The sequence below is a fragment of the Phytoactinopolyspora halotolerans genome (genome assembly GCF_010550675.1).
Lineage (GTDB): Bacteria > Actinomycetota > Actinomycetes > Jiangellales > Jiangellaceae > Phytoactinopolyspora > Phytoactinopolyspora halotolerans.
In genome coordinates, this window is sequence record NZ_JAAGOA010000027.1 from 1 (window position 1) to 18257 (window position 18257).

12 protein-coding genes and 3 pseudogenes are annotated in these 18257 nt (G+C 62.3%); 9 read left to right on the forward strand and 6 right to left on the reverse strand.

From position 1 onward, the window contains the following. Positions 1-127: pseudogene (locus G1H10_RS33470) on the forward strand (IS630 family transposase); the annotation flags it as partial. 43 nt (positions 128-170) lie between these two features. Beyond that, positions 171-1181: a zinc-binding alcohol dehydrogenase family protein gene (locus G1H10_RS27360; RefSeq protein WP_163743960.1), complete on the forward strand. Its 1011-nt coding sequence runs from the start codon at positions 171-173 to the stop codon at positions 1179-1181. 444 nt (positions 1182-1625) lie between these two features. Here the strand turns inward: G1H10_RS27360 and G1H10_RS27365 are convergent, their stop codons facing one another. After that, a complete protein-coding gene (locus G1H10_RS27365; RefSeq protein WP_163743963.1) occupies positions 1626-2714 on the reverse strand; it encodes a LacI family DNA-binding transcriptional regulator in 1089 nt (362 codons plus the stop codon). Positions 2715-2771: 57 nt separating this feature from the next. On the opposite strand from G1H10_RS27365, the gene G1H10_RS27370 reads away from it, so the two are divergent. The 3 genes and pseudogenes from G1H10_RS27370 to G1H10_RS35265 all read left to right on the forward strand — a co-directional run. Continuing rightward, positions 2772-3905, forward strand: coding sequence for an MFS transporter (locus G1H10_RS27370; RefSeq protein WP_163743965.1), 1134 nt, complete (start codon positions 2772-2774; stop codon positions 3903-3905). A 354-nt stretch (positions 3906-4259) separates the two neighbouring features. Beyond that, a pseudogene (locus G1H10_RS27375) lies at positions 4260-5508 on the forward strand (IS256 family transposase). Between the two features lie 339 nt (positions 5509-5847). Next, a pseudogene (locus tag G1H10_RS35265) lies at positions 5848-6043 on the forward strand (hypothetical protein); the annotation flags it as partial. 283 nt (positions 6044-6326) lie between these two features. Here the strand turns inward: G1H10_RS35265 and G1H10_RS27380 are convergent. Next, positions 6327-7538: a hypothetical protein gene (locus G1H10_RS27380; protein WP_163743967.1), complete on the reverse strand. Its 1212-nt coding sequence runs from the start codon at positions 7536-7538 to the stop codon at positions 6327-6329. Beyond that, the gene (locus G1H10_RS35165; RefSeq protein WP_163743968.1) at positions 7535-8086 is read right to left on the reverse strand and encodes a DUF4365 domain-containing protein; all 552 of its coding nucleotides are present in this window, start codon (positions 8084-8086) and stop codon (positions 7535-7537) included. Before G1H10_RS35165 ends, G1H10_RS27380 begins: the two co-directional genes overlap by 4 nt. Before the next feature lie 761 nt (positions 8087-8847). Between G1H10_RS35165 and G1H10_RS27390 the strand changes: the two genes are divergently transcribed. Both G1H10_RS27390 and G1H10_RS27395 read left to right on the forward strand, forming a co-directional pair. Next, on the forward strand, positions 8848-9189 hold the full coding sequence (locus tag G1H10_RS27390) for a DUF6011 domain-containing protein (RefSeq protein ID WP_163743971.1): 342 nt from the start codon (positions 8848-8850) through the stop codon (positions 9187-9189). A 112-nt stretch (positions 9190-9301) separates the two neighbouring features. Beyond that, entirely contained in the window at positions 9302-9916 is a 615-nt protein-coding gene (locus G1H10_RS27395) for a hypothetical protein (RefSeq protein ID WP_163743972.1), read from the forward strand. A 625-nt stretch (positions 9917-10541) separates the two neighbouring features. On the opposite strand, the gene G1H10_RS27400 is transcribed toward G1H10_RS27395, so the two are convergent. Further along, positions 10542-13391: a family 78 glycoside hydrolase catalytic domain gene (locus G1H10_RS27400; protein WP_163744121.1), complete on the reverse strand. Its 2850-nt coding sequence runs from the start codon at positions 13389-13391 to the stop codon at positions 10542-10544. Positions 13392-13985: 594 nt separating this feature from the next. Here G1H10_RS27400 and G1H10_RS35285 point away from each other — a divergent pair. Continuing rightward, positions 13986-15257: a glycosyltransferase gene (locus tag G1H10_RS35285; RefSeq protein ID WP_512700326.1), complete on the forward strand. Its 1272-nt coding sequence runs from the start codon at positions 13986-13988 to the stop codon at positions 15255-15257. Here G1H10_RS35285 and G1H10_RS27410 read toward each other — a convergent pair. Both G1H10_RS27410 and G1H10_RS27415 read right to left on the reverse strand, forming a co-directional pair. After that, on the reverse strand, positions 15250-16062 hold the full coding sequence (locus G1H10_RS27410) for an ABC transporter ATP-binding protein (protein WP_163743977.1): 813 nt from the start codon (positions 16060-16062) through the stop codon (positions 15250-15252). The genes G1H10_RS35285 and G1H10_RS27410 overlap by 8 nt on opposite strands. Further along, positions 16046-17053 (reverse strand): ABC transporter ATP-binding protein, encoded by a 1008-nt coding sequence (locus G1H10_RS27415; RefSeq protein WP_281354432.1) that lies wholly within the window; start codon positions 17051-17053, stop codon positions 16046-16048. Before G1H10_RS27415 ends, G1H10_RS27410 begins: the two co-directional genes overlap by 17 nt. A gap of 115 nt (positions 17054-17168) precedes the next feature. On the opposite strand from G1H10_RS27415, the gene G1H10_RS35175 reads away from it, so the two are divergent. Continuing rightward, positions 17169-18221: a zinc-dependent alcohol dehydrogenase gene (locus G1H10_RS35175; protein WP_376778668.1), complete on the forward strand. Its 1053-nt coding sequence runs from the start codon at positions 17169-17171 to the stop codon at positions 18219-18221. Positions 18222-18257: the final 36 nt, after the last annotated feature.

Genomic DNA, 18257 nt, shown 5'->3' on the forward strand with positions numbered 1-18257 from the left:
CGACGTCCGCGCCTGGATCAACGAATGGAACACCAGCCCAAAACCGTTCACCTGGACCAAGGACGCCGACGAGATCCTCGAAACCCTCGCTGCATACTGCCAACGAATTAACGACTCACGACACTAGTGGCCCTTGACGGTAACTACAGTGTTTGGGGAATCGTGGACGCATGAGCAAAGCAACCACAGCCATCGGCTACCACAAGAATCTCCCAGTCTCCGATCCCGAGAGCCTGACCAGCCAGCAGGTAGACGTTCCCGTACCCGGGCCGCACGACCTACTCGTCGAGGTCCAGGCAGTCTCGGTCAACCCCGTGGACGTCAAGCTCCGCGCCGGCGCTTCCGCCGACGGATTCAGAGTTCTGGGATTCGACGCCGCAGGCACCGTCCGTGACGTCGGAGCGAACGTCACGCTGTTCCGTCCCGGCGATGAAGTCTTCTACGCCGGCAGCATCGACCGGCCGGGGACTAACCAGCAGCTACATCTGGTCGATGAGCGAATCGTCGGCCCGAAGCCGACGGCGGTGTCCTTCGCTGATGCGGCCTCACTGCCGTTGACCGCGATCACCGCTTGGGAGTCTCTGTTCGACCGGTTTGGCCTGACCAGCCAGAGCAGCGGGACACTACTGGTCGCCGGCGCTACCGGTGGTGTCGGGTCGGTCATGCTCCAACTCGCCGAGGCACTGCTGCCAGGTGTGCGAGTCGTCGCCACCGCCTCAGACGCGGAGCGAGAACGCTGGGTGCGAGAGCTCGGTGCCGAAGAGGTGGTCAACCACCACGCTGACCTGGCCGCCCAAGTTCTCGACGTCGCCCCGGATGGCGTGGACTGGCTGTTCACGGCTCATTCCGAAGGCCAGATCGAAACCTATGCCCAGATCGTGCGGCCCTTCGGACAGATCGTCGCCATCGACGACGGACCGCGCGACGTCTCAGCGCTGAAGCCGAAGAGCATCGCCTGGCATTGGGAGCTGATGTTCACCCGCCCGCTCTACCAGACCCCGGACATGATCGAACAGCACCATTTGCTCAATCAGGTCAGCCGGCTCCTCGATGACGGAAGGCTCCGCCCGACGACGACGCGGACGCTGACCCCGATCACACCGGAGACGCTGCGCGAGGCTCACCAGCAGATCGAGGAAGGCCGAGTTGTCGGCAAGATCGTCCTCCACGACTGGCCGTGACGACACACGCCGCGACGCCACACATCATCGGCCAGAGCAGTGCCCGTAGCCCGGCTGGGCGGACCCAGCCACCGTCACCGTGGGTATCGGCGGTGTCCCGCCCCGCGTCTCCCTCGGTGGAACATGCGCATATGCCGCCCAGCTCACGCGGCCGTGGAGCCTGCGACGGACACGACGCAACGGCCATAGTCGGAGATCGCGATGCGCAGCCCTCGGACGGTGGCGCTGCTCCCGATCAACGTAGCCCACACGCAGCGCACTCCACATGGGTGCGGTTGAGAACGGTGATCTCTCACACGCCACGCGCCGACCGCGTAAGCTGCTTGGCCATCGACGTCACCGAGGAGCTGCCGCCACCCGGCGAAACGCCAGTCGAGCGCTGGCGCGCGAATCCGAGAACCCTTCTGAAGGTTGCAGCTCTTCACGACACCGCGAAACATGCGATTACGTGATTGGTGGCGGGGCGGTTGAGCTCCGTACGACTAGCTCGGTCGAGTAGGTGACGTCTTCGATGGGACGCAGGCCGAGAAGCTGTTCGGCGGCGGCCTGGCCCTTCTCCCCGTGGGGTTGGCGAATGGTGGTCAGTGCCGGAGTCGACCACGCCGCCGGCGGTGCGTCGTCGAAGCCGACGATCGACAGCTGCTCGGGTACGGCGATTCCCCGTTCAGCGGCGGCGCGCAGGGCTCCGAGGGCGAACTCGTCGCTTGCGGCGAGCAGTCCGGTTGGTCGGTCCGAGCTGTCGAGCAGCTGGGCGCACGCGTGATATGCGGCTTCCCGTCCGTAGGGGGATGCTTCCACGACCGGCACGTCTGCCCACCTCAGGCCCGCGCCTTCTATCTCGGCGCGGTATCCGCCCAGGCGTTCCCTGCTGACGTGGTATCGGGCAGTTTCTTGGCGGGCTAGGTCGGCTCGTCCGGAGAAGCCGTCGCCGTGCAGAGACGCGGTTAACACGGCCAAGCGCCGGTGCCCGAGCTCGAGCAGGTGCCGGGCGGCCGCGGCCGCGCCTTCGCGATCCTCCACACCGACGTGCCCCGCCCCCGGCCGCGCCGGCCCGTCGACAACCACGACGGGAAGGCCACGGCTAATCGCGACGTCCACCCGGCTGTCGCCGTCGATGTCGCAGTGGCAGATGAACCCGTCTACCAGGGTCTGTCGGATCAGGTCCTCATGTGGACCGAGCGGGATGAACGCCAGGCCGACGCCGGCGCGTTCGCACACCTCCCCGATGCCGGTCACGAACAGCACTTCGGCCGGGTCGGTGAGCGCGAAGGTGAGCGGGTCGTCGAAGACGAGTCCAATCGCGCCCGCCCGCCGACGGCTGAACGTGACGGCGATGGGATCGGGACCTGGATACCCGAGTTCACTCGCCACGTCCAAGACCCGCCCCCGCAGCTGCGCACTGAGCTGGTCTGGACGGTTGTACGCGTTGGACACGGTGGTCTTCGACACGCCCGCGGCTTTCGCTACGTCAGCGAGCGTGACACCGCGGCCGCGCCGCCCGCCGCCCGCTCGCTGGCCCTCGTCACCGTTCACCTCTGCATGGTAACGTCCTGAACTAGTTCAGAAGCTGAACTAGTTCAGGAGGGTGTCGTGTGGCGACTGCCGGCTCATCTGGCGGCGGCCGGGGCCTTTCTCGTCGCCGGCCTAGTATTCGGTACGTGGGCGGCGCGGATCCCCGCCATCAAGGCTGACCTGGGCCTGACCGACGGGCAGCTCGCGCTTGTGTTGATCGCGCTCAACGGCGGCGCGGTGGCCGGTCTACAGGTGGGTGCCTGGATCGTCGGCAGGCTCGGTGACCGAGCCACAGTGCGCCTCGCCCTGCCGGGCTACGCCCTCTTCCTGGTGCCCATCGCGCTTGCTCCCAACCTGCCGGCACTGACGGTGGCGGTGGCCATGTCGGCTGTGGTCAACAGCATCGTCGACGTGGCAATCAACACGAACGGAATTGGAGTCGAGCGTCGATCCGTACGCCCGGTGCTCTCCCGGCTCCACGCGCTGCTCACCCTCGGCGGAATCGTCGGGGCAGGCATCGCCGCCCTGGCCGCGCGGCTCGGCATCGGAGTCGTGCCCCATTTTGCGGGTATCGCGGTTGCCGCTGCGGCTGCGGCGATCGCGCTCTCGCGGTGGTTGGCGCCGGATCACCCGGCCGTACCGGTGACCGACGCGACGCCGGTTAGTGGTCGGTGGATCCTCGGTCTCGGCGCGCTGGCCTGGTGCGTCACGCTGGGCGAGGGCAGCGGGAACGACTGGACGGCCGTCTATCTCCACCGGCTCGGCGCCAGCGAGGCCGTCGCAGCAACCGGTGTGGTCGCCTTCTTGGGAGCGATGACGTTCGGCCGGCTGATGGGCGATCACCTGCGCGCCCGCTTCGGCACGGTGATCCTGTTCCGCGCCTCGGCCGCTACGGCCGCCGCAGGACTCGGCACAGCTTTGCTGATCAATGTGCCTGCCGCTGGCTTCGTCGGCTTCGCCCTGTTGGGCCTCGGCGTATCTGTGACGCTTCCGCTGTTGCTGGGCGCGGCAAGTCACCGGGCAGCGAACGCCGGACGGTCACCCGCCAGCGCGGTGGCGCAAGTCTCCATGGTGGCCTACCTGGGAAGCCTCTCCGGCCCTATGCTCATCGGCGCACTCGCAACCACGACAAGCCTCCGCACAGCTTTGATGGTGCCCGTCGCTGCAGCTGCCGTAGCCGCCGTCGCCGCGCGCATCATTGACCGACATTGAGCGTCGTTGCGGGCCCAGCCCGTCGCCATTCTTGGTATATTCCCGACCAGTGCCGTAACTTTACGACCCGCGTCGCCGGCCGCCGGCGGGGAAGGCTGTTGATCGCAACAGCGCACCGGGAGACGCCGTCGGCAGAGGCCATCTTGCGCACCGTGACCCCGATGGCCGGTGACGATCGGCGTGGACGTCTCCTTCGTTGTGGCTCTCGCCGACCGCGGATCGGTGGGTACGTCTGCAGTAGTGCCCCATAGAGTGGTGTAGCGCTGGTGGCCAGCCTCGTCGCGGACGTGGGCGCGGTCACCGTGTGATCCTTCGAGTCAACCTTCCACAGAATCCTCGAACGGAGTCATCACGATGACCGCACCTCATATTGTCGACCCTGCCGGCCTGCTCGCGGAAGCCCTGTCCGAGGCGTCGCCGGATCTGATGCGCAGCCTGCTGCAGACCATGATCAACGCGTTGCTGTCCGCGGACGCCGACACGGTCGTTGGCGCGGAATGGGGCAAGCCCAGCCCTGACCGGACGGCACAGCGCAACGGCTACCGGCACCGCGAGCTGGACACCCGCGTCGGCACCGTCGACGTCGCGATCCGGAAAGCTGCGCTCGGGCACCTACTTCCCGCAAATGGCTGCTCGAGCGCCGCAAGCGGGCCGAGACCGCGTTGATCACCGTGGTCGCGGACTGCTACCTGGCCGGCGTCTCGACGCGGCGGATGGACAAGCTCGTCAAGACCCTCGGGATCCACTCCCTGTCCAAGTCGCAGGTATCGCGGATGGCGAGCGAGCTCGACGAGCACGTCGAGCAGTTCCGCCACCGGCCCCTGGACGAGTCCGGCCCATTCACATTCGTCGCCGCCGACGCGCTCACGATGAAGGTCCGCGAAGGCGGACGAGTCATCAACGCCGTCGCCCTCATCGCCACCGGCGTCAACGCCGACGGCCGACGAGAAGTCCTCGGCCTGCGGGTCGCGACCAGCGAGACCGGCACCGCCTGGAACACCTTCTTCGCCGACCTCACAGCGCGCGGCCTGACCGGGGTGCGCCTGGTCACCAGCGACGCCCCACGCCGGACTCGTCGAGGCGTCGCGGCGAACCTGCCCGGCGCTGCCTGGCAGCGCTGCCGGACCCACTACGCCGCGAACCTGATGAGCGTGACCCCAAAGAGCATGTGGCCCGCCGTCAAGGCCATGCTGCACTCGGTCTACGACCAGCCTGACGCCGAGGCCGTGCACGCCCAGTTCGACCGGCTCCTGGACTACGTCGACGGCAAGCTCCCCGACGCATTCGACCACCTCGACACCGCCCGCGCCGACATCCTCGCATTCACCGCATTCCCCGACACCCCTGTGGTCACAAATCTGGTCGAACCCCCAACGAGCGCCTCAACCGGGAAATCCGCCGCCGCACCGACAGCGTCGGCATCGTCCCCAGCCGCGATGCCATCACCCGCCTCGTCGGCGCCGTCCTCGCCGAACAGACCGACGAATCGGCCGAAGGACGCCGCTACCTCGGCCTCGACATCCTCACCAAAAGCCGCCTCACCCTCGTCCCCGACACCAGAAACGAAGCGACCACCGAACCCGCCCTCGAACTCAGCGCCTAACACCCAGATCGAAGGACACCCCGCTACACCACTACCAGGGACTTGACCACGTCTGCTGCGCAGGTGATGGAGTTTGAGGATCTCGCATGTCCGCACGTGGTGTCTGTGGAAGGAGCGAAAAATCCTGCGATGCGCGTCGAAACGGGGGGGAGGTCTCCGTCCATACCGCATCGCTGTGCACGCGCTGACGCTTCTCATCGCTGCTGACTGAGGATCTGCCGCTACGTTGACACATACAGAGCGTCGATCCAACGTCTCAGCTAGCGTGTTTCCTGTCGCCGTCATGCGACGGCGGGTACGCCACTGGGCCTCACAGGGGAGACTTTAAATGGATCGCGTCGCGAGATCCAAGCCCGCATCGGGCTCGCGATCCGCAACATCATCAGACAACTCCGCCCCCTTCGCTCAGCGACCATCGCCATCAAACGGCACCCAACGAACCTTCGACACTCAGATCCCGGACGCGACACAGGCCCTCCTCGGCGCGATCCACGACCCAAACTCACGCACTAAGCGCATGAGCCAACGCAAGTGAGAGTCTGACCTGGGATGTCGCCAAGTCGTGGCGGTGCCGCCCAGCCATTGCTCGTTGAATACGACCTGCTCCGCAGACCGTGAGGCTTGTTCCCCCTGCTCATACAACTAGATCAGAGCAGACGTTCCACATGTGGCCATTGACGGAAGGCGCCCCACAGATCCTGACCCTAACTCACACCAGGCCACCCGGCCATGGACGTTCGACCTCTGTGACGAGTCCCAGCGGGTTATGCCCGCCATTCAGGAAAGTCCGCCTGGGGTGCAAGCCGTGCGCAGGATGATCAGTAGCCGGCCTCGAAATGTACGTCGCCCTCAAGCCACATCGCGTTACCCCTACGTGTCAGGGCTCCCGTTGCTGCGACTGGAAGGCGTTGGCGGTGCGCCCTGATGGCATCATCGTATTTCGTTCCAGCCAGGGAAACTTTGGCTTGGCGTCTCGTTGACTTGCCGATCACACCTCGGATTGTGACCACTCCCTCATCATCGTCGCCATCATCGCGCTCGAGGCGAATAACCTGACCGAATATTGTCTCTGTCGCAGGCGCAAGTTCCCTAAGCCCCAGCCTCTCCTGTAGGGGCTCAAGATTAGGTATTACGTCTCGATTGATCTCCACGTCTTCCAAGTCTGGCCTCATCGCAGGTTCGCTGGGCGCCCAAGAAAACGAAAGGTCGAGCGACCTAAGTCCTTCATACTTAGTCATGCGTCGAATAGACTTAACTAAATTCGCACTCAGTCCCTGAAATACCGCGTCATCCACACTAACTGAGCCTGTCTGCATGGCGGCCTCTCTAGCGGCCTGAACACCCGTTGCAAGTGTCGCCATGACCCTCCGCTGAAAAGGCGGGATGTGAACATCCACCTGCGGCTCGGCTTCGTCGGTTTCAACAGCGGCTGACTTTTTTGTCACATCACTCTGACTTCGGTCGTCAGTTTCGGATGTTTCACTGCCAGCGCTGTCTTGATCGTCAGCTTCTAGGCGTGCCAGGATGGTGATGATAAAGCTTCCGCGTTGTGTGTGCCCCATTCGTACATCATGCTCTATGAAGTCCTTCGCTGCGTTGGGCCGCTTCCCAGAGTAATGTGAACGCGGACTAATGGTGGACCACGCAGCATAGAGCAACATGTCACTCGCGCCATTTAGTAGATTTTCTGCCTGCCGCAGTGGAATGCTCCCATCGAGAGAAGTCTGGTCTGCACGGATGTAGAATAGGTCCGAGTTAGTTTGAACAATCCTTGTGGCAAGCTGATGCATATCCCAATCATAGATAAGACAAAGGCTCCGTAACGTTTCATTATAACGACGCGCAAAATCAACGTAACCATTATCTAAGGGAACCATCACTCTGGCGGCGAGCTTTCCTGCCTCGTAGAGTTCCCATATCTGCGCAGCCTTGTCCGCGTTAGATAGTTCCCATCCAGCCGTACCTAAGTAGGACGAAATGGCGCGCGGCGTGATCTCCAGGTCATTTGCTACGCTATCGAGCAGATTCATGGCACACCACCGTTCCCTATGCGGGACAGTATACCCAAGAGTTGCTCCACGCTGAATATTTGGGTCTTTGGTATCCTAATAGTCACACTCGACCTATTTGACGTAGCGGGCTCGCTGCGAAGTGACGTCCAGTATGCACCCTTGTGCAAACGAAGGTGTTCTTCATCCTGAATTAGCCACTCCCCTAGACCTTCTGGAACCAATAGAACGACCAGAATTGCTGGATTGTACCTTTTAATGCTGCGCAGTTCGTCATAGTACTTGACTTCAAGTGGATATGAGATATGACCGTCTCGAAGTATGTCTCGCGAAGTGCACTTTAGTTGAATGTCCAGTGGAGTATGGTCGTACACGGCGTGACTCGCCTTTTGCCTCACCTGAACGTCGACCGTCTCATAATCAACGCGAATGGTTTCAAGTGTGCAGCGTGCGGCGGTCGCAACGGCATGTGCGTAGGCGATACTAATCTGTTGCCTACATTCATTTGGATCCAGTGTGCCGTAAGGTAAGCCGCAACTGTGGTCAGTTGGAAATGGCGGTGCCGTCATTTTGCATCCGCCCCATGCGCTGCATCGTCACATAGAATGTCGTTCACCCACTACCCCTCTTCCCTCATCGCATCATCCGCCCATAAGCGAGCAACCCCATCGGCTCGCTTGTACCCCCGCGTGGCGACACGTTGGGACAAATCTACATTGATCACGGTACCCACGGAAGGGTGAAGGTGTACGTTCGCTGCAGACCAACCCATCCGACCCCAGAGCTGAGCTTCCCTTCATTGAAGGGAGGTCCTCTGAGCTCCCAGACCGGCGCTGAATCACTCATGCGATCCCGCGCATTGAAGCCGGTTTCACCTGGGCGCTACGTTGGCTAACGATCATGGGCGCACGTGCCCGCGGGGCTTCCCAGTGTGATCGTCATCTGCGACCAGCGCGATCAGATCAGCGGAGCCACTTGAGGACCTGTAGCGGAAAGCGGGGCGCAGGTGTCTGAGCTGTCCGGGCCAACGCTCGACGTTCCGTCCGGTGACCTGCCGACGTGGATAGCGACGACGAGGAGCAGCAATGATGACGGCCACGCAGGATGTGGTGCGACTCGCACCAGTGACCGTGGCCCGGCTGTCGACGGAGGAAGTCCCCTGGCCGATACGGCGATCCAGAGCGGCGCGCCGATAAGCACCCGTTGGGTCGCTGAGGCGACCCAGGAGGTCATGGATATTGCACGCTGGCTGGTTCGTCCTAGTCGCGACTGGTCGTGGTCAGGGCAACCGAGGTCCCTATCATCACGTTCCGGAACAGGGAGGCTCGCCGTGACGCTGTACATCCACGACCTCGAAGAGGCGTACTGCGCCGCCTGCCCCGAAAAGGGGAACTCGGCGGCCCGCTGCCGGTGGTGCAACCGCAAGCTGACCGAAGCGGTGAGCATCTGGCTGGGCACCGGGTCGACGTGCTTGCACGGTGACGAGAGGTCTCAGGCCCGCCTTCTCGACAGTGCGCAAGTCACAGGGCTGGGTCACGTTCAGCCCGCTGCCGCCAACGAGTGCGGATCAGATGCAGGACAGCATCGCCGGCTGCCCGGCGTCGAGTTGCACGTCCGCACCGACAACGATGGTGACCTGAAGATCTGGATCAGGATCGTGTCCGACGAGTAACCCGAAGCCGCGCGCGGGTGCTGAGGCCGGTCGCAGATGGGACGGGCCTCATTACGTTTGCCCGGGCGCACGTTGCACCCCATGTGTCCGCCCCTGGCAGTACTGTCCGCGTATGGGGAGCGAGAAGAAGACACCATCGCGACTGCCGCATACTGAGGGCCAGCTTGCGCGCGCCGAGCGCGTGCTCAAAGCGCAGCGACACCGGTCGACCGTCGGACCCGACTTCGCCGACTACGCGCCGTACGTCCTCGACTGCGCTGCGCACATCGGCCGCGTGTTCAAGATCGAGACGGGACCAACGCGTGGAGCGAACAACGCCTTCTCGGTGTGGTGGCACGACCTCCTGCAAGATGACGAGTTTGACTGGCTCCGCCAGTACCGCGACACCGAGCTCAAGGACGTGAAGCGGATCACGCGGATCCTGACGACGATCCGGACACAGGACGGCGGAATCCTGCAGGTCCACGACGTGGGTCTATCAGTGACCAAGCCCGACGGCACGACCAAGACCTCGCGAGCGAAGGATGTCAACAAGCTGCCGCCAGGTGGAACTGCCGAGTACATCATCCGCATCGGGCCGTGGGCGGACCAGGAGTTCACGGCGGCCATAGGCGGGTTCTTGACCCGGTGGCGGGACGTGCTGTTGCCCGCCGCCCTGGAGTTCGTGCGGCAGACGTCAGAGGCACCGCCAAGGCAGGGCCTGGCGATGGAAGACGGCCCGTTCTGACCGCGCGGGCTTCCTTCAGTCTGGCGACCCGGCTTGGGGGCGGCCCGCAGCCAGTGCGGCACACTGGCGAAAGCGTCGCGGGCAGTCACCGGAAACACGCCTTCGCTAACACCCGCGACTTGGCGTCGAACTGCGTCGAGACGTTCAGGGAACGCCCGAGTCTGCGCCACCAGGATGGGGACCTCGTCACGTCATTGAGGAGCCAGGTCCGGATCGGGCGAACGTCGTCACACTTGCGGCGGCCGCCTGGCGGGTGTGAGAGCGGCCCGAGATGCTGCTCGCGTTCTGGTATAGCTGGCGCTGCCGGTCGGTTTCGACGTCATTGCCAGCTACACCGGAAAGAAGTGGATGCCCGGTTCCGGATCGATCCTCTTCGGCATGACACTCATCCTTCCAGCACAGAAAGATGCGGCATCAAACCTGGGGCGCTTCAACCCCGGTCGCTGGAAACGACCGGCAGGGTAGGGCACGATGAGCCATGATGTCGAAACCGGCCTTGAACGCGTTCGACGGCCGCATCAAACCAGCCGGTAACCAACCATCACCGAGACTGAACCCCTCTGGTACCCCATTCTGGCCCAAGTCGCGTCTTATGCCGCGTACTCCCCTGTTCGGGCCTCATCCGTCACGCCAACAGCTCCTCGATGGCTTGACGGGCTTCGTCGCTATGGACGGGGGGCCAGCCCCGCCGCAGGAGCGCTGGAAGTTCAACCGCAGGCCAATCGAGGTAGCGGCCTGCGTGCCGGGCGATCTCCAGAGGGTCGTTGTCAAGTCCGTGTTCGATAAGGATGCCGACCGCAGTCGACCAGCGGCGGCTATCAATGAGGTCGCGCACCGTGGATATGCCACCGTCGTGGTTTTCACACGGGTCCGGGACTGCCCAGGCGTGCATGCCGTGCCGGACGGTGACCGGATCGGCGTCCGGAAGGTGCACCGTGGCCATCGCGCCGACCGGGACGACGACCTTCACGGTGAAGCGGCCGTCGCTGCGCTCCCAGGCCACCGAGGCTTCCCCGTACGGAGTTAGGTGCCGGGCGGACGCATAGGTCAGCGAACGGTGCGGCAGCGGATGCACGGTGATCTCGCGGTATCCGGGAAGGCGCGGCGCCAAACCCGCAACCGTGCGGTGCATCCAGTCGGCGACGGCCCCGAGCGCGTAGTGGTTAAATGACACCATCTGCCCCGGGTTGACCGAACCGTCCGGGCGCATGCTGTCCCAGCGCTCCCAGATGGTCGTGGCACCCATGGTAACCGGATACAACCAGGACGGGCAGGTCTTCTCCAGCAGCAGCCGATAGGCGACGTCGACATGACCGGTCGAGGTGAGCGCATCGGTCATCAGCGGGGTTCCGAGGAAGCCAGTGCTGATCCGGAAGCCATTGATGCGGACTAGGTCCGCCAACCGGTGTGCCGCATGCTCTCGCTGTTCAGGTGTTGGCAACAGTGCCCATTGCAGAGCGAGGGCGTACACGGTCTCTGCGTCGCTGATGACCAGGCCCGAGCCGGTCACATACTCGCGGGCGAAGGCCTCCCGCGTCCGCTCCGCGAGCTCCGCATAACGGGTCGCAGCGTCGTCGCAGTTCAGCAGCACGGCTGTCTCGGCGACGATCTGCGCAGACCGCGCCAGATAGGCCGTGGCTACCACGTCTGCATCAGCCTTCGCATCCCATGGATCATCCGGTGGCGCAGTCGGATCCACCCAGTCTCCCCATTGGAACCCACCCACGCGGACTCCGTTTCTGGTCAGCGAAGCCACCTTGTCCACCCAGGAACGCATGCTGTTGAACTGCCGGGCCAAGATGTCGAGATCGCCATAGCGCTGGTACAGCACCCACGGCACCACCGTGGCCGCGTCGCCCCACCCGGCCGCCACGGGTGGTTCCACCGGCAGCGCGCCAAGGCGGTAGATGTCCGGTATCACGAACGGCACCGACCCGTCGTCCTGCTGATCGACCGCCAAGTCCGCCAGCCACGAGCTAAGGAACCCGGCAGTGTCGAACAGGAAACACGACGTCGGGGCGAAAATCTGGATGTCGCCGGTCCACCCCAGACGCTCGGCACGCTGCGGACAGTCCGTTGGAACGTGCAGGAAGTTGCCCCGTGTACTCCAGACCACGTTCTCGTGCAACTGTTCCAGGTCAGGGTCGGAGCAGGAGAACCAGCCCGTGCGGCGCAGGTCCGTCCCGACGACGACGGCGTCGACGTCTGCACGCTCCACCTGCGGCGCACCGGTGATCTCGGCGTAGCGGAAACCGTGGAACGTCAGACTAGGCTCCAACACCACCTCGCGTGGCCCAGCCAGGACGTAGCTGTCCGTCGCCTTCGCCTTGTGCAGCGGGCGCACGCACAGTTCTCCGTCCTCAAGGACTTCGGCGTGACGGATCACGATCTCGTCGCCGGGGTTTGAACCACGCGTGCGCAGGCGCACCCAGCCGACCAGGTTCTGTCCGAAGTCCACCAGGGTCGACCCCGAAGCCGATTCGAACACCTTCACCGCGGGCACCACCTCAATAACACGCACTGGCGGCCCCTCTGGCGCGACCAGCCGCGCCAGGTCGGCATCGATCGTCTCGACGCCGCCAGCAGCAAACTCCCCACGGGTCCAATCAACGCGCTGCCCATCATACAGATCGTTCGCGACGACTGCGCTCTCCCGCGCCGTCCAGGTCTCGTCCGTGCCGACGACCTCGATAGAACCGTCCTCATAGGAGACCTCGAGCTGAGCTAGCAGGGCCAGACGTGCCCCGTACAGCGTTTGCGCGCCGTCCCGCCTCTCATCCTGCCTTTTCAGCAACGTGCTGGGACCGCCGCGATACCATCCTTCTCCAAGTAAGACTTCCACCGTGTTGTTGCCGGCACGTAGAAGCGACGTCACATCATGCGTGTTATATCGCAGACGCTGGTCATAGCTAGTCCAGCCGGGCGCCAGCACGTCCTTCCCCACCTGGGCACCGTTCACCGTGGCCTCGTAGATACCGTGCGCCGTGATGTAGAGGCGGGCCTTCGCCACGCCCTTACCGAGCTTTACCTCGCGGCACAGTACAGGGGCCGGGGCGCCGACCGCGCCCAATCCAACTGGAGTGATGAACTTCGCAGTCCAATCGTTCGGCTCAAGGAGCCCGACCTCTACCGACACAGGCTCGCTCCACGACGACCACGACTCCTCCGACCGGATGCGTGGCTGATGGGACGACGATTTTGCCCCATCCGAGGCCACCCTGACGCGGACAACCGGACGCTCCCGCGACTGCATGGGCCGGAACGGCCATGGGACCAGTACCTGTTCAGACGACTCGACGCGTACTCTTTCTACACAATTCAGTTCGACCTCGTAAGCACACTGCGACCACGCTGGATTCTCCGTACTCACCTGCCACGACAATCGCGGCGACGCAACACCGATCCCGAGTGCAGAATCAAAATGTTCAAACCGAACCGCCGTAACCGTGGCGGCACTCAAATTAGCAGACTGCATACCGACATTTTGCTCCGAAGTCATGGGATCTCCATATCGACGTCGACAAAGTGGATACATTTGAACCTACGAGTGAAACCGACACCTACGCCGACGGGGCGCTCGCGAGCACAGAGCATGTGAGGGCAATCTGAGGCGTCCCACGCCTAGACCACCGAACGGGCATGCGCGGGAAGGTATGTCGCGAGTTCTGGCAGTCTGGGTTGCACAGCAAGAATGATTGGCCCGGGCTCGGCGTAGAAATCATTCTCCGTCGTGCGCGGTGAGTATCGTCGAATAGCGCTCGCGTAGGCGCGCCAATCGCTCCTATCTCAGCCTCCTCCTCGTCAACCATTCGAGCAAGATATATACTGACCTGGGCACCAATCGATAGCAGAGGAAAAACACGACACCAACCTTGGGGTGTCCCATCACGTCAGAGCGAACCGTGCAACTCTCATCCCTGCGTTAGCTTTCTGGAGCGCGTTCCGTCTCATGGGCTTAAACAAGCCCCTTCAGCGCACGCATTGCGCCTGACAATATAGACACAATGATATCCGCAGCTGGGGATGGTCCACATACTCGAGGAGTGTCGCGCTCACAATGAAGGTCTTGATGATCACTACGGGAAGTCGAGGTGATGTCCAGCCATTCATAGCGCTTGCGAAAGCACTTGAGAAGCACGGACACTCGACCATATTGGCCGCATCTGCTTCGTCTCAACCGCTCTCGCGCGAACATGGTCTTTCCATTCACCCATTGGATGATGGCATCATGAACATAATAACCGAGCGCAAGGCACCGCCCTTCGAAAATAACATACTAGCCAAGGCGAGAGCGTCGGTTCGGTTGATTCAATACTATTCAAGGCAAGTTAGTCAGGTATTAGAGGGTATTGAGAACGCCGCCGAACCCGGCATAGACGCGGTCGTCTATAGAGCCGATACGCCGGGCGGATTTGATATTGCGGAGTGGCTCGGAATACGTCCCATTCAAGTTTGCATCTGCCCAACCCGAGTTCCGACGCGATCATTTCCCGACCCTCTCTTTCCGTATCGAATTCCGAAGCGCTTTAATCGCCTCTCATACACACTCTCACACATGACTTCTAGCAGAATTCTATTCGAAATATTGAATCGGCGTGCAGTTTCCAAGTGGCGCCGGAAACGGCTTTCGTTTCCGCGACGACCATTCCATGGCAGCCATTCTAGTAGAACCGCCGGGACGCGGATAACTACTTTGCAGGCTCTCAGTTCCTGCATAATGCCCCCGCCCCGTGATTACCCGCCTTGGGTTCACGCAACGGGTTTTTGGGTGGCCGGAGTTCCATCTTCTTGGCAGCCATCAGAAGAGCTCTTAGACTTTCTGGCCAACGGTGAGGACGCACCCATTTACATCGGATTTGGCAGTATGGTCGGCACTGACCCAGAGGGCACGACAAGAGCTATACTCAAGGCCATTGGTACACTGAACATTCGTGCAATACTGACCGTCGGTTGGGGTGGAATAAGACGTACAGAACAAACTGATAATCGAATACTATTTGTTGACGATGTACCTCTGGAATGGCTATTTCCTCGAGTTAGGCTGGCTGCTCATCACGGAGGTGTCGGAACCGTAAGCGCGGCGCTACGGGCAGGCATCCCTCAAGTAGTAATGCCCTTCATTGAAGACCAGTTCTTTTATGCTCGACGCCTGCATGATTTAGGAGTCGCGCCAGACCCGTTACCCCAGCATGCATTAACCCCTCAGAAGCTTGCGAAAGTCGTACGAGAGGCACTAGAAGACAATTCTATCTTCATGCACGCTGAAAGGCTGCGCCGACATGTTCAAGCAGAAGAGGGTGCCGATGGGGCAGTGAGAATAATTGAATCAATTATTAACTAGTTGCGTGGCCGCTTCTTGTGTTCGCAAGGCGATTTTCATACACGCCCGTTGTTGGGAGGCTGACGGCTTGTGCGGCTTCGATTAGGGTGCGAGTGTAGTCGGACTGGGGATTGTGCATGACGTTGAGGGTGGGACCGGATTCGACGATGCGTCCGCTCTTCATGACGATCATCTGTTCGCTCATACGTCCTACGATGGCGAGATCGTGGGAGACCATGACTAGGGTGAGTCCAAGGCGTTGGCGGAGGTTCATCAGGAGGTTGAGGACCTGGGCTTGCACAGAGACGTCGAGGGCACTGGTGGGTTCGTCGGCGTAGAGGACGGTCGGGTTGACACTGAGCGCCCGGGCAATCGCGATGCGCTGGAGCTGGCCGCCGGAGAGCTGATGTGGGTAACGGGCGAGCACGTCCGAGCCTAGCCCGACAAGGGCGAGCCACTGTTCGATCTCTTGCAGTGTCGGGACGCGGCGTTCCAACGCCTTGACCGGTTCAGTCAACGAGGTGCGAATCCGCATCCGGGGGTCCAGTGAGCTAGCCGGGTTCTGGAAGACGATCTGGTTGTGCCGGCGGAACTGTTTAGCGTCTCGGCGCAACCATTCGGTGATGTCTCGGCCGTCGTAGCGGGCCGTGCCCGATGCTCCGGTGATCAGCCCGCATAGCAGGCGGACCAGGGTGGATTTACCAGATCCGGATTCGCCCACGATTCCGAGCGTGGCCGACGACTCAACACTCAGCTCGAGCTCGGCCAGCGTCCATTCCTTACCGTAGCGGAACCACAGGTCGTGGGCTTCAACGAGCATTACCATCGAGCTCCCATTCCTTCGCGGCGATGGTGGGGTTGAAACAGGCGAACCGGTGCTCGCCGGCCAGCCGTTCCATCGGCGGATCGTCGGCGCAGGCTGCTACCGCGTGCGCGCAGCGGTCCCGGAAACGGCATCCGATGGGAAACGCATCGATCGAGGGCACCACGCCGGGGATGGCGGTCAACTGCCGCCCGTTCACCGCCGCGAGGTCGTCGGCGGAGGCGTGGCCGGGGTTGGCGCCAATCAACGCCTCTGTGTAGCGGTGCCGCGGCCGATGGATCACCGTGCGCACCGGCCCAGTCTCGACCAGCCGCCCGCCGTAGAGCACCGCAACGTACTCACACACCGCCCGCACCACCCCGAGGTCGTGGCTGACGAACAACAACGCCATCTGCCGCTCTTCGCTCAGGCGTACCAGCAGCCCGAGGATCTCTTTCTGTACGGTCACATCCAACGCTGTAGTTGGCTCGTCCGCGATCAATAGCCTGGGACCAGAGGCGATGGCCATCGCGATCAGCACGCGCTGCCGCTGACCACCAGAGAGCTGATGCGGATAACGACGCACGAGCCGCTCCGGCTCAGACAACTGCACATGGCTCATCAACTCCAGCACGCGCTCTCGCCGCTCGGCGCGAGAGAGGTTGGCATGCAGCCGCACGGCCTCGTCGATCTGCCGCCCGATCCGCATCGTCGGGTTCAACGCCCGCAACGGATCTTGAAATATCACTCCCATCTGTGCACCCCGGACCCGGGCAAGCTGTTTATCGCCTAGTCCAACCAGCTCATGCCCGTCGAGCACGATCGAGCCGCACTGCCGCGCCTCCGCCGGCGCGAGTCCGGCTAGGCTCATCGCTGTCATCGTCTTACCCGATCCGGACTCACCGACTAAGCCCAACCGTCGCCCGGCCGGCAAATCCAACTCATCGATCGACACGATCTCATGCCTTCCGATACGCACCGACAGATCACGCACTCCCAACACAGCGAACTCCATTCATACACCAGGCTCGTGAAACATTGGATCGATACGATCCGATCCGAACATTCCTGCGCCTTCAGCGATCCACCGAACCCCAGAATTAAGCGTTCCGAAAACGGCCCCCTCACAGATGACTAGTTTAATCAGGAACAATGATCACCAGATAGAAGTCACCGCCGCCACCTCTGGGCCTCACGTGTCCGCGCCAACAACGAGGAACCGCGAATTGAAGACTCTCATATACAAAGGCAAAGGGCAGGTAGAACTACAAGACGTGCCAAAACCCGATTGCCCACCGGGATATGCGCTGATACAAATCGAGGCGTCCGCGATATGTGGATCCGAACGCCAGGCCCTTATCCATGGCTATCCAGGAAATACGGGCCACGAAGCGTGCGGAATCGTGGTGTCACCAACAACTCCGTCCTTCGAACGCGGCCAGCGCGTCGGCCTATACGCCATACAGAGCTGTCGAAAATGCACACGTTGCCGATCCGGCCAAGAAATCCACTGTCCAACTGCGAGTGTTAGCAGCGATTGGCACTCCGAATTCGTCGCCTTACCCCTCGCCGCACTCCGACGCCTTCCACCCGGCACGCCGCCCGACATCGGCGTCCTTATTACAGGCGACACTCTTGGCCTCCCCACACGCGCCCTCAGCCGAGCACCGTCTTCGCCCGGCGAAACCGTCCTCGTTGTTGGCCTCGGGCCCACAGGACTTGGCCACATTGCCCTACGTGCCCACTCCGGTGCCAACGTTATCGCACTCGGGGGCCCAGAAATCCGACAGCGCCTCGCCTTGAAACTCGGTGCCTCCGAAGTCCTCCGATCCCCGCAACATCTCCGTAGTAAACCAAGTCTTGTGATCGAATGCAGCGGCCGCGCCGAACAGATAATCGACGCTTTAGAAAGCGTAGCAGACGGCGGAACCGTCATTGAATCGGCCGGATGCAGCACCGAACTCCGTCTACCTTCCTCAGATCACTTTGTTCGACGTGAAATCACTCATACGGGCGTGTTCTACTACGCATCTGAAAATTACGACGAAATGTTACGGATAGCAACTAGCGGCGCCCCTATTCGACCCATATGCACGCACTATGTAACGGCACAGAGGGCCCAACAGTCTATTGACGACTTTCTAGACCGCCAGACTGGAAAGGTAATTTTGCAGTGGTCGTAGCGCACCCGCCAATGACGCTGTCCTTCACGCCTCGAC

What these genes read in the sequence shown, in the direction of transcription:
- G1H10_RS27360 (WP_163743960.1), top strand. Translation starts at nt 171, where the DNA reads ATGAGCAAAGCAACCACAGCCATCGGCTACCACAAGAATCTCCCAGTC.
- G1H10_RS27380 (WP_163743967.1), bottom strand. Translation starts at nt 7,538, where the DNA reads ATGAATCTGCTCGATAGCGTAGCAAATGACCTGGAGATCACGCCGCGC.
- G1H10_RS35165 (WP_163743968.1), bottom strand. Translation starts at nt 8,086, where the DNA reads ATGACGGCACCGCCATTTCCAACTGACCACAGTTGCGGCTTACCTTAC.
- G1H10_RS27395 (WP_163743972.1), top strand. Translation starts at nt 9,302, where the DNA reads ATGGGGAGCGAGAAGAAGACACCATCGCGACTGCCGCATACTGAGGGC.
- G1H10_RS27400 (WP_163744121.1), bottom strand. Translation starts at nt 13,391, where the DNA reads ATGCAGTCTGCTAATTTGAGTGCCGCCACGGTTACGGCGGTTCGGTTT.
- G1H10_RS35285 (WP_512700326.1), top strand. Translation starts at nt 13,986, where the DNA reads ATGATCACTACGGGAAGTCGAGGTGATGTCCAGCCATTCATAGCGCTT.
- G1H10_RS27410 (WP_163743977.1), bottom strand. Translation starts at nt 16,062, where the DNA reads ATGGTAATGCTCGTTGAAGCCCACGACCTGTGGTTCCGCTACGGTAAG.
- G1H10_RS27415 (WP_281354432.1), bottom strand. Translation starts at nt 17,053, where the DNA reads ATGGAGTTCGCTGTGTTGGGAGTGCGTGATCTGTCGGTGCGTATCGGA.
- G1H10_RS35175 (WP_376778668.1), top strand. Translation starts at nt 17,169, where the DNA reads ATGACTAGTTTAATCAGGAACAATGATCACCAGATAGAAGTCACCGCC.